This is a genomic window from Sphingobium sp. (genome assembly GCF_033795625.1).
In the GTDB taxonomy this organism is placed as follows: domain Bacteria; phylum Pseudomonadota; class Alphaproteobacteria; order Sphingomonadales; family Sphingomonadaceae; genus Sphingobium.
In genome coordinates this window covers 53,650-64,259 of the sequence record NZ_JARYGI010000021.1, presented here as the reverse complement: position 1 = coordinate 64,259, position 10,610 = coordinate 53,650, and the positions used below count along the sequence as shown (strand labels likewise).

Below are 10,610 nucleotides of genomic sequence, written 5' to 3'. Positions count from 1 at the left end.
GCATCCTCACCTCCCGTCAGCCGCAATGAATCAAATCACGCAGCCATTGGCTAGGGGTTTTTGGAGGTCCCCATCTGTATAAGTACTTACGTTTTTGCAGCATGCCCTTGAACTTGGGTTAGCCGTTCGCGAGAGGCGGGCCATTCATGATGACCGCTTTAATAGGCGCCGAGGTTTACTTTTGCGATACAGCGTAAGGGTGGAACTACATCGCCCCTTGCAGCGACGCGCAAGCAGCCCTGATGTCGAAAGCAAGGAACCTGCCCGCCTGACAAGCCGTTATATCCGCATAACGGAACAGGCAGAACCATGGCTACCCACTTCAACACAGATACGTACCGACAATCGTCGCAATTCCTCACGGACAGCTTTCAGCGCGGACTGGCTCGCTGGAACAGAGAGCGGCTTTCGCCCCAGTTCCCCGAAGCGGATTGGTCCGCCGTGCTCGAACGTGACACGCGGATGCTCCGGCTAGAAGGAGCCTATATCGAAGAACTGCGTCGGGAAATCGCCGCCGAAGCGGCCCGCGTACCTACAGAGCCCCAAGCCTTCGTCGCCTGGTTCGAAAACCTCAAGGAAGTTGGACCGGGACAAGGTGACGCCCTGTTTCCGTGGCTGGCAGATGAGGCGACCCGAGACGAACTTCGATGGTTCTTCGAGCAGGAGGCCGCCGGTGAAGCGGGATTCGACGATCTGGTCGCCTATACGCAGGTCAAGCTTCCGGCGCAGGCGAAGCTGGAACTCGCCCGCAATTATTGGGATGAGATGGGGCGCGGCAACGCTAAGGGAATGCACGGCCCGATGCTCGACGCGCTGGTCGAAACTCTCGAAGTCGATCCGGTGATCGAAAACACGGTGTGGGAGAGCCTCGCCCTTGCCAATGCCATGACGGCAATGGCGACCAGCCGACGCTATGCGTGGCATTCGGTTGGCGCGCTTGGGGTGATCGAGCTGACGGCTCCGGGCCGCTCGGCCATGGTCGCAAAAGGCCTCCGCAGGATCGGGCTCAGCGAAAAACAGCGCCGCTATTTCGATCTGCACGCCGTGCTCGACATCAAGCACAGCGAAGACTGGAACCGCGAGGCCCTCATACCCCTCATTGCGGAAGATCCGAGGCGCGCAACAGCCATAGCCGAAGGCGCCCTGATGCGCCTGACATGCGGTGCAAGGTGCTTCGAGCGGTATCGCGCGAAATTCTGGGAAAGCTGCTGAATACGCCGGCTTGGCCGTACCTTTGAACTACACAAGCGCTCCTGTCAGGATGTTCGCGGCACTTGTCGTGGGCCTCGGGGCGGGCATGGTGATGAGCATCATGCACCTTCCCGGGCAGCGGCAGGTGCTGGCAGTGGCTCAGCCGATAGGCCAGCTTTGGCTAGACGCGCTGACCATGACGGTGGTGCCCCTGGTTTTCGGCCTGCTGGTCACTGGCATAGCGAGCGCCGCCACCACCGCCTCCTCTAGCAACGTGGCGGTGCGTTCTGTACTGTGGTTTGCGGTGCTATTGACTGCAGCGTGCATACTGTCGGCATTGTCGACCAACACGTTGCTGGCATTGTGGCCGGTATCGGACAAAGCCTCACTCGCGACATCTGGCACATCGATGCCCGAACTGGCACCGGCAGCGGAGTGGTTCCGCGGGATCATTCCGACCAACCCGATCAAAGCTGCAGCGGAGACCGCGATGGTGCCGCTCGTCCTGTTTGCCGTATTGTTCGGGCTTGCCACGGCCCGCATCGAGCCCGCGCTCGGCGCAACCATCGTCACGTTCTTTCAGGCAGTGGTGCAGGCCATGCTGGTGATCGTCGGATGGGTGTTGTGGATCGCGCCGGTCGGCATTCTCGCGCTGGCCTATGCAGCCGCTGCGCGCATGGGTGTCAGTGCCGCGGGTACCCTTCTGCAGTACATCGTGACCGTGATCGCCGCCTGTCTGATAACGACGATCATGGCCTATGCGGCAGCGGTCATGGCGGGCCGCATGTCCCTTGCCAGGTTTGCGCGTGCTGCCGCGCCCGCCCAAACAGTGGCGATCAGCACCCAGTCGTCACTCGCCTCGCTGCCCGTCATGATCGACGCCGCAGCCGGACTGGGGATCGGCAAAGCCTCAGCGGGTGTCGTGTTGCCGCTGGCCGTATCGATCTTTCGTGCGGCTAGCGCAGCGGCAAACGTAGCCGTCGCAATCTACCTCGCCCATCTTCACGGCGTGTCGCTATCCCTGCCGGTGCTGGCAATCGGCACCCTGATTGCCGTGCCCGTGAGCCTGGCAGCTGTCGGCCTGCCTGCGCAAGTCTCCTTCTTCGCGACCATCGGTCCGGTGTGCCTCGCCATGGGCGTGCCGATCGAAGCACTCCCGCTGCTGCTCGCCGTGGAGACGGTGCCCGACCTGTTCCGCACCTTGGGCAACGTGACTGCGGATCTTGCAGTTGCGCGCCTCGCGAGCGATCGGATAGGCTAACCTTTGGCGTCAAGCACATCCGTCACGATGGCTGCTGCGCGGCCGATGGCGCCGCGATAGTCTCCGAATGCGAACGCCACCGCCTCCTGCTGACGAAGTATCTGAGCTGGCTCATTGCGAAATGCGCGATCGATGGCGTCCAGTATCTCTACGGGCTTCCGTACCACCTCCCCCAGCTGCCAGCCTGCGTAGCGAGAATTGCCCTCCCACACGACGTCATGCGTATTGATGAAGACCGCAGGACGGGGGCGGACCAGAAATTCGTAGAGCTGGCTGGATACGTCGCCGAGATACAGATCTGCTGCCTGCGTATAGGTCATGTCGCACAGTCGCGGCGAGCCAAGATCGACGAGGATGCGTCCGGGTATCTCCATGGCCTGCCACTCGGCCCGCTCGGCTGATGACATATCCTCGGTTGCGCGGACATGTGGGGCAAAGATCAGGTTGTAGCGTTCCTGCTCTGCAAATTTCCCAATGACTTCGCGTGCCACATCGAATGACGATAACGTGCGATCGAAATGAGGGTTATAGAGAATCACCGGGCGACGGTTTGTAAAGAGATGGTCCGATGGCGGGCCTTTCAGGGCTATATAATCCAGTTTCACATAGCCGCCGATCCTGAGACGTTCGGGACTGATCCCGATTGCAATGGCGCGCTCGACATCCTTCTGCCCCGGAACCACAATCAGGTCGAACGCCCCCATACGCTTCTCGGAAGCTGGTGCCCGGTCCCCCGCTCCATGCCTGAAGTGGATCAGCGGACCGCGCCAGCCCATCCAGCGCAAGGCTGTCGAGGTTCGCTCCGGAGTGACGATCGCCGCTGCGCCTTTCGTCCGCCATCGGATAGCAGCAAGTATAGGTCCTTTAACCGCTGAACGGCGATGGATCAGGCGCGCAAGGAAAATCACCAGTCGCGGCGTCGTTAGCTTGGTCAGCCGCAGTGAATCGGCGTTCATGCCCGCCTTCACCGCACCCAGCATCGCATATGTGTCAGGATCGGCACAGAAGCACTGGACGGCGATATCGGGGCGCGTCCGGCTGATCTCTGCAGCCACAGGCGCCAGATGCAGGACCTGATGCATCCCGCCGATAAAGAGGAAAGCTAGTCTTGGTCTGGACACGCCTAAACTCCGAAGAGCCGGCCTGCTTCGAAAAGAGAGTCACCGCTTCTGTATTTGTAGCGCACCACCGCAAGCCGACGTTTCAGGTGAATCAGCGTCGATAGCTATTGCGATCAATAACATAGGTAAGGTCCCGCTCGTCCATCGGGCGTTATTCGATGGCATTAGCGGCAATGAACCGAACTAATCTCCTTCAGGAGAGTTCTATCGCAAACACGGTCACGCCGGCATATTTAGGATCGCCCGGCGCGTAGAGCGCCATGGGGTCGAAGGTCCGATCCAATATCGATACATCCTTAAGTCCCGCCAATTTGAATGTGCCGAGCTTCAGTTCGCGAGGCGGCTGACCGTCCCGCTCGATCGTCACGGCGTCGAGGTAAAGCTCATCGTGGCGAGTGAACAGAATGTGCGGCGCAAGTATTATCAGCGTTCGATTGTACGTCGCCTTCACGCACTTGCGTAGCGCGATTGCCTCGAAGAAAATCCGGTTCGTATCCATGGGCGCAGATTGTTCGGTAGCGCGCGTATGTCCAGTGCTTTTTGTGCATATGAGTACCATCCTGGAAGACTATCATGCCCGGTTGTGCCGTAATCGCGTCATTGCGGCGGCGCAGGAGGATAGGTTACGCCGAGTTGCTCCAGATAGGTGCCATATTTCGCCGGATCATAATAGAAACGCTCCATCTTGGGACGCATACGCTCCATCAACTCGGCGTTCAGGTGAACGGCAGGCTGATCCTGCGGCGTCAGCGCAGGGTCGTACTTCTCGTCCTTGAACTGAACGGTCTGCTGGTAGGACTTGGCCTTGGCGATCAGCGAAGGCGTCGTCATCAGGTTCAGCACCGTCATCGCAACGGCTTTCGCCCCCGCCACTGCGCCCTTGTGAGCGATTGGTGTCGCCATCGCCATAGCCGAGGTCACGTGATGGCCTATCGTGTTTGGAACATTGGATGGAAAGCCGATGGTTATGGTCGGAACCGCCCACATCACGTCGCCGATATCATCCGAGCCGCCAAAGTTCGCATTGCCCCGCGTCTCGGGAGTGGAAAGAGGTGCCACCTGAGCCTCCAGCGGCTTCAGTTTGAACTCGTTTTCGGTCTGGACCATCTTGGCGAAGCTCTGGTCGGCGTCGCTCCACTGCGGCATCCCCACCATCTTGATATTAGCGTAAGCAGCCTCTGCCAGCGGCTTGTTCCCGAAATTCGGAGCGGCATAACCAAGCACCCGGCGCGTGACGGAGGTGCCCGTAGCCTGCGCCGCTGCCTCGGAAACCGTGTTCCCGGTCGCGTAGAGATCCTTGATGGACTTGAAGTCCTTCTCACGGAAATAATACCAGACGGAGGCGACGCCCGGCACGATGTTCGGTTGACCGCCGCCATTGGTGATAACGTAATGCGACCGCTGGCTGAGCGGCAGATGCTCGCGGCGGAAGTTCCAGGCGGCGTCCATCCATTCGACGGCATCGAGCGCGCTGCGGCCATTCCAGGGCGCAGCGCCGTGGGCAGTCTTGCCCTTGAAGGTATACTCGACCGAAACCATGCCATTGAGGCCGAGGTTGCCGTACCCGGTGGTGAAACTGGATGCGACATGCGTGAAGATCGACGCGTCCACGCCCTTGAACATACCGTCGCGCACATAAAAGGCTTTCGTGGCGAGCAATTCTTCTGCGACGCCCGGCCAGAGCATGAGCCGGCCCTTGATCTTGTTCTTCACCATCACGTCTTTGGCTGCGAGAGCCGCCGCAATCATAAGCGGCATGCCGGAGTTGTGCCCTTCGCCATGACCGGGCGCACCCTCGACCTGCGGCACGATCTTGGCGGTGCCGGGCGCCTGCGAGAGACCGAGTAGGCCGTCGATGTCGCTACCCAGAGCGATCAGCGGACCGCCCTCCCCCCAAGTAGCCGTCCATGCAGTCGGAATACCGGCGACGCCTCGCGTGATCGTGAAACCGTTCTTTTCCAGGATGCCGGTCAGATAGGCCGATGTCCTTACTTCCTGGAAGCCAGGCTCTGCGAAGCTGAAGACGGAGTCCACCATCTCCTGCACCAGCTTCGCCCGCGCATCGACGCCCGCAGCCGCAGCCTGCTTCAAGGAAGGCTTCGCTTCGGCGAAAGCAGCGTGCGGCAGGGCAAAGGCTGATGCGGACAGTAGCAAGGCAGCAGGGAGACGAACGGTTCTGGTCATGAGAAACTTTCCGGATGAAGCCGAAGAAAATGTGCCCGACAAGCAGCGCCGGGCGAGGTACTCACTTGCCGGTGGTAAGGTCTGGATATTTGATCCCGAGCTGTTCCAGGTAGCTGCTGTGTTTGGCGGGATCGTAATAATACTGCGTCATCTTCGGACGCATCTGCTCCATGATTTCATGGTTGAGATGGATCGCCGGCTTGTCTTCCGCCGTGAGAACGGGGTCGTATTTCTCGTCCTTGAACTGCACGGTCTGCTGATATTCCTTGGCTTTGGCGATCAGCGTGGGCGTAGTCAGCAGGTCGAGCACCGTCAGCGCAACGGCTTTAGCGCCGGCCACGGCCCCCTTGTGCGCGATCGGCGTGGCCATCGCGATGGCCGACTGGACGTTGTGGCCGATCATATTGGGGATGTTGGACGGGAATCGGATAGTGATCGTCGGCACGGTCCACATGATGTCGCCGATGTCGTCGGAGCCGCCACCCATAGAGGGCCCCCGCGTTTCCGGTGAAGACAAGGGCGGAATAGTGGTAGGCAGTGGCGCAATCGGCTGGTCGTTCGCGACCTGCGCCGCCTTGGCGAAGGCCTGATCGTCGGCAGTCCACTTCGGCAGACCGACCATCTTGATATTGGCATAGGCGGCTTCGGCCATCGGCTTGTTACCGAAATTCGGAGCAGCATAGCCCAGGACCCGCTTGGTCACCGTGGTGCCGGTTGCCTTCGCCGCGGCTTCCGCAATGGTGGTGCCCGTTTCGTAAAGTTCGCGGATCGACTTGAAGTTCTGTTCGCGGAAATAATACCAGACCGACGCGACACCCGGCACGATGTTGGGCTGCCCGCCGCCATTGGTGATGACGTAGTGCGAACGCTGCGTCAGCGGCAGATGCTCGCGCCGCATATTCCACGCCAGATCCATCAGTTCGACGCCATCCAATGCGCTGCGCCCAGACCATGGCTGGCCCGCGGCATGGGCGGTCTTGCCCTTGAAGGTGTATTCTACCGAGACCATGCCATTATTGCCGGAATCTCCATAGCCCGTGCCGAAGTTCGATCCGACATGGGTGAAGATCGAGGCATCGACATCCTTGAAGAGGCCTGCGCGCACATAGTATGCTTTAGTCGCCAGCAGTTCCTCGGCAACGCCCGGCCAGAGCATCAGGCGGCCCTTGATGTTGTTCTTGACCATGACATCCTTGGTCGCGAGCGCCGCAGCAATGATGAGCGGCATACCCGAATTATGGCCTTCGCCATGGCCCGGAGCACCTTCGACCATCGGCTTTATGACTGGAGAGCCGGGATATTGCGAAAGCCCGAGCAGGCCGTCGATATCGCTGCCCAGGGCGATGACGGGGCCTTCCGTGCCCCATGTTGCGGTCCAGGCAGTGGGAATACCGGCCACGCCCTTGGTGATGGTGAACCCGTTCTTCTCAAGGATCCCGGTCAGATATTCCGAAGTCTTGAACTCCTGAAACCCCGGCTCCGCGAAGCTGAAGACCGAGTCGACCATCTCCTGCACCATCTTCGCCCGGCTATCGACGCCCACCATCGCTTCCTTCTTGAGCTTGGGGCTGGCTTCGGCGTGAGCCGATTGCAGGGGCGCAGCCAATCCAGCGGTTGCCATCAGCGCTGCCAGTATCTTGGAGCGGGTCTGGGTCATCAATCATCCTCCGGTAATCAGGGCCCTTCAGCGGGCGGTGTTATGAGCAAGGCGACGCGGACCGGGCGAAGGGGGGCACGCCCGGTCCGGCCACCCCCGCATTAGAGAGCGAAACGGACGCCCATGCGGAACACGCGGCCCAGAACATCGTAGAGGCTGCGGTTCGTTTGCGGGTAAGCGGGTGTGTTGTTGCCGGTCGGGCCGTTGCCGATGAGGACCGGATCGGTATTCATGACATTCTTGATGGCAAGGAACACTTCCATCTTGGCATTGCTGACTTCGAAGGAATAGTTGGCGTTGAAGTCAAGATAGAAGGCGCCGGGAATCTTGTTCCGGTTGATCGTGCGGAAGTCCGCGGTCGAAGCCGGGCAGTCGGTTTCACACACGATGTAGTTGTTATTGTACACGCCGCCGCTGACGCCACGTCCGATGAACTGGAACGCGAGCGGGCCGATATCGTATCCGGCCGAGAGGCGGTAGGTCCAGTCGGGAAGGCTGCCGGTGTTCTCGCCGGCGCCGTCGGTCGTCGCCGTAACGCCGTTGTCCGTCTTCAGGCTGAAGGCTTTGCTGGCCAGCGCGCGCAGCGTGACATTCCCCTCGAAGAGCGGGCGGCGATAGCTTGCCTCGAAATCGATGCCCTTGGTCTTGATACTGACGAAGTTGGTGGGTTTGATCTCGATGCTGGTGACGGGCAGGCCAAGCGTGGTGACGCCGCGCCCGCCGGTCGTCGAAATGAAGGTGCAGGCATCTGCGATGTTCTGCTGATAGCATTGATCGACCAATGTCTGGGCAAGGAGGGAGGATATCGCGCCCTTCAAGGTGATGTCGTAATAATCGACCGATAATGCGAAGCCCGGCAGGAAGGTCGGCGTCAGGACCACGCCCGCACCATAGGTCTTCGCGACCTCAGGACGCAGGTTGGCGTTGCCCACCGTCGACTCGTTGAACTGGTTCGATGCAATCGAACCGCCGATCTGCGGCACGTTGACCGTGTTCGTCCGGCCCGTCCCCGGTGCGAACAGTTCGCTGAGGTTAGGTGCGCGGATATCGCGGGAAATAGTGCCGCGGAACTTGATATCGTCCAGCGCCTGCCAAGTGAGGCCCGCCTTCCACGTCTTGACGCTGCCCGAGGTAGAATAGTCGGTGATGCGGAACGCGCCATTGAAATCCATGCCCTTGAAGATCGGAACGATGGTTTCGAGATAGGCTTCCTTCACATTATACTTGCCGAATGTGGGCAGGTAATTGCCGTAGATCCAGGTGCCGGTCGTCACGCCATTGGACACGAGCGGCTGGTATAGCGGATCGACATAGCCGCTGACGGACTCCTTGCGGTACTCCGCACCGAATGCGAGCGACACGGGGCCTGCCCAGATATCGAACAGGTTGTTAGCGGAGAAGTTGAGCGCGGCCACCTGCTGCTTCAGGTTTTGAAGCCGCAGCGGCTGAGCGCCAATGTCATTGTACAGCACGTAGTTGATCGCCGCCTGCGACCCGCCGCCGACGCCGATGCGGTTTAGCGGAATACAGCCGTTGGACGGGTTGGCCAGCGTCGAGCGACAGACGATGGTGCCCGCGGCAATGCCCGCCGCATTGCCCGCTGGCGCGACTACGGCGTCCGTCGCCAGCGTCATGCGATTGATGTTCCAGGCGTTGGTCAGCAACTCGCGCGTTTTGGTCTGGCCGTACTGATAGTAAGCGTCCCAGCTCCATTCCTTGCCGAACAGCCCGAAATCGCCGTTGCCGCCAACCACATAACGCCCGACTTCGCGTTCGTTCGCGCTGCCCTGCGGCGGGATGTCGATGTTGCTGGTGCCGATCTGGATCGAGTTGAGGTTGTTCGTCACCATCGCGGCTCTGACGGAATCAGGCAGATAAGCGTTGTCCCGCTGGATCGTAACGCCGGTCGTCGGCGTCTGCTGATAGAAGCTGCGGCCGGTGTAGTAGCTGTAGGCAAGCTGTCCGAAGAGTTCGAACGCTGGCGAGAATTCGTAGCTAACGCGGCCAAAGGCGCTCGCGCGCCTTTCGGAAGGAAGCAGGGTGGCGCTGCCGCGATGGCCCTCCGTGGTGATGTCGATATCGCCGCCCAGCATCCACTGGCCGCTGGTTGCGCCGAAATTGAGTTGATTGACGGTGGCTTTGCCCGTCGCAGGGTTTACAGAGCCAAAATAGGTTCCACGCAGCGGGCCCGTGCTGATCAGACCACCCGGCGTAAATTGGCCGGTGCCGATATTGTTGGACACAATAAATTCGGGTACGCAGGGCGTGTTCAGCGATGCGGCATCAGTGCAGCGACCTGCGGCATAAGCGGGATTGTTGGCCAGGAAATAGCCGCTCTCGTTCCAGTCGCGGTCGATCGACTGAATGCCCTTTTGCGTGAAATACTCGCCGCTGAGCAGGATATGCCCCTTGCCGTCGGCGAACGACTTGCCGCCAGTGAAGCTGATCTTGTGATTGGGGCCGTCGCCATAGGTAGTGACGCCATGCTCATACTCACCCTTGAACCCCGTAAAGTCCTTGTCGAGGATGAAGTTGACCACACCCGATACTGCGTCCGACCCATATGCGGATGAGGCACCCCCAGTCACAACTTCCACGCGTTCGATCAGGGCTTGGGGGAAAGTGTTGACGTCGACCTGCCCCGTTGTCGTGGATGCGACTGATCGCTGGCCGTCGAACAGCACGAGCGTGCGGTTTGCGCCAAGATTGCGGAGATTGACACTGTTGACACCAGCCGCGCCGTTGCTGAGCGACCCGTTCGAGGTGGCTGCGGTGCCGCTGCCGCGTACAGCTGGCAGCGTATTCACGAAGTCGGAGATATTCGCCGGCGCTTCGGATTTCAGCTCCTTGGTGCTGATGACGCTGACGGGGGTTGGTGCATCGTAGCCATCGCGCACGATGCGCGAGCCGGTAACGGTGATCTCCATTGTCTCGGGCGCGGCGTCTTCGACATCGGCAGGCGCCGCAGCATCCTGTGCATAAGCAGATTGGGCAGCCAGGCACATTGCGCCGGTGCCGATCGTCGCCAGCAGCCGTAGACGATCCCCGCGCCGACCCGCCGCAAGGCCGATCGTCCTCGAATAATTCAGAACGCCCATATTATGTCCCCTGTCTTGTCTCCGTGGGCTTTTCTGACGTCCTCTCCGGTCATTTTCCGACGCCCTCGCGTTCATCGTCAATGGTTCAGTTTCATCGT

The 10,610-nt window shown here is 60.3% G+C and carries 7 protein-coding genes; 2 read left to right on the top strand and 5 right to left on the bottom strand.

Going from position 1 to position 10,610, the window contains the following annotated elements:
• Positions 1 to 309: 309 nt before the first annotated feature.
• Positions 310 to 1,212 (top strand): iron-containing redox enzyme family protein, encoded by a 903-nt coding sequence (locus QHC67_RS11840; protein ID WP_319294565.1) that lies wholly within the window; start codon positions 310 to 312, stop codon positions 1,210 to 1,212.
• A 49-nt stretch (positions 1,213 to 1,261) separates the two neighbouring features.
• Positions 1,262 to 2,452 carry a dicarboxylate/amino acid:cation symporter gene (locus QHC67_RS11835; protein WP_319294563.1) on the top strand — a complete coding sequence of 397 codons (1,191 nt, stop codon included), beginning with the start codon at positions 1,262 to 1,264 and terminating at the stop codon, positions 2,450 to 2,452.
• Here QHC67_RS11835 and QHC67_RS11830 read toward each other — a convergent pair.
• The 5 genes from QHC67_RS11830 to QHC67_RS11810 all read right to left on the bottom strand — a co-directional run bounded on the left by QHC67_RS11830 (position 2,449) and on the right by QHC67_RS11810 (position 10,512).
• Positions 2,449 to 3,573 (bottom strand): hypothetical protein, encoded by a 1,125-nt coding sequence (locus QHC67_RS11830; protein WP_319294561.1) that lies wholly within the window; start codon positions 3,571 to 3,573, stop codon positions 2,449 to 2,451. The genes QHC67_RS11835 and QHC67_RS11830 overlap by 4 nt on opposite strands.
• A gap of 193 nt (positions 3,574 to 3,766) precedes the next feature.
• Positions 3,767 to 4,072 (bottom strand): hypothetical protein, encoded by a 306-nt coding sequence (locus tag QHC67_RS11825; protein WP_319294559.1) that lies wholly within the window; start codon positions 4,070 to 4,072, stop codon positions 3,767 to 3,769.
• A 98-nt stretch (positions 4,073 to 4,170) separates the two neighbouring features.
• Positions 4,171 to 5,757 (bottom strand): amidohydrolase, encoded by a 1,587-nt coding sequence (locus QHC67_RS11820; protein WP_319294557.1) that lies wholly within the window; start codon positions 5,755 to 5,757, stop codon positions 4,171 to 4,173.
• Positions 5,758 to 5,818: 61 nt separating this feature from the next.
• Positions 5,819 to 7,414, bottom strand: coding sequence for an amidohydrolase (locus QHC67_RS11815; protein ID WP_319294555.1), 1,596 nt, complete (start codon positions 7,412 to 7,414; stop codon positions 5,819 to 5,821).
• Between the two features lie 101 nt (positions 7,415 to 7,515).
• The gene (locus QHC67_RS11810) at positions 7,516 to 10,512 is read right to left on the bottom strand and encodes a TonB-dependent receptor plug domain-containing protein (RefSeq protein ID WP_319294553.1); all 2,997 of its coding nucleotides are present in this window, start codon (positions 10,510 to 10,512) and stop codon (positions 7,516 to 7,518) included.
• Between the last annotated feature and the right edge of the window lie 98 nt (positions 10,513 to 10,610).

Coding starts and splice junctions, on each gene's coding strand:
- QHC67_RS11840 (WP_319294565.1), top strand. CDS start 310: ATGGCTACCCACTTCAACACAGATACGTACCGACAATCGTCGCAATTC.
- QHC67_RS11835 (WP_319294563.1), top strand. CDS start 1,262: ATGTTCGCGGCACTTGTCGTGGGCCTCGGGGCGGGCATGGTGATGAGC.
- QHC67_RS11825 (WP_319294559.1), bottom strand. CDS start 4,072: ATGGATACGAACCGGATTTTCTTCGAGGCAATCGCGCTACGCAAGTGC.
- QHC67_RS11820 (WP_319294557.1), bottom strand. CDS start 5,757: ATGACCAGAACCGTTCGTCTCCCTGCTGCCTTGCTACTGTCCGCATCA.
- QHC67_RS11815 (WP_319294555.1), bottom strand. CDS start 7,414: ATGACCCAGACCCGCTCCAAGATACTGGCAGCGCTGATGGCAACCGCT.
- QHC67_RS11810 (WP_319294553.1), bottom strand. CDS start 10,512: ATGGGCGTTCTGAATTATTCGAGGACGATCGGCCTTGCGGCGGGTCGG.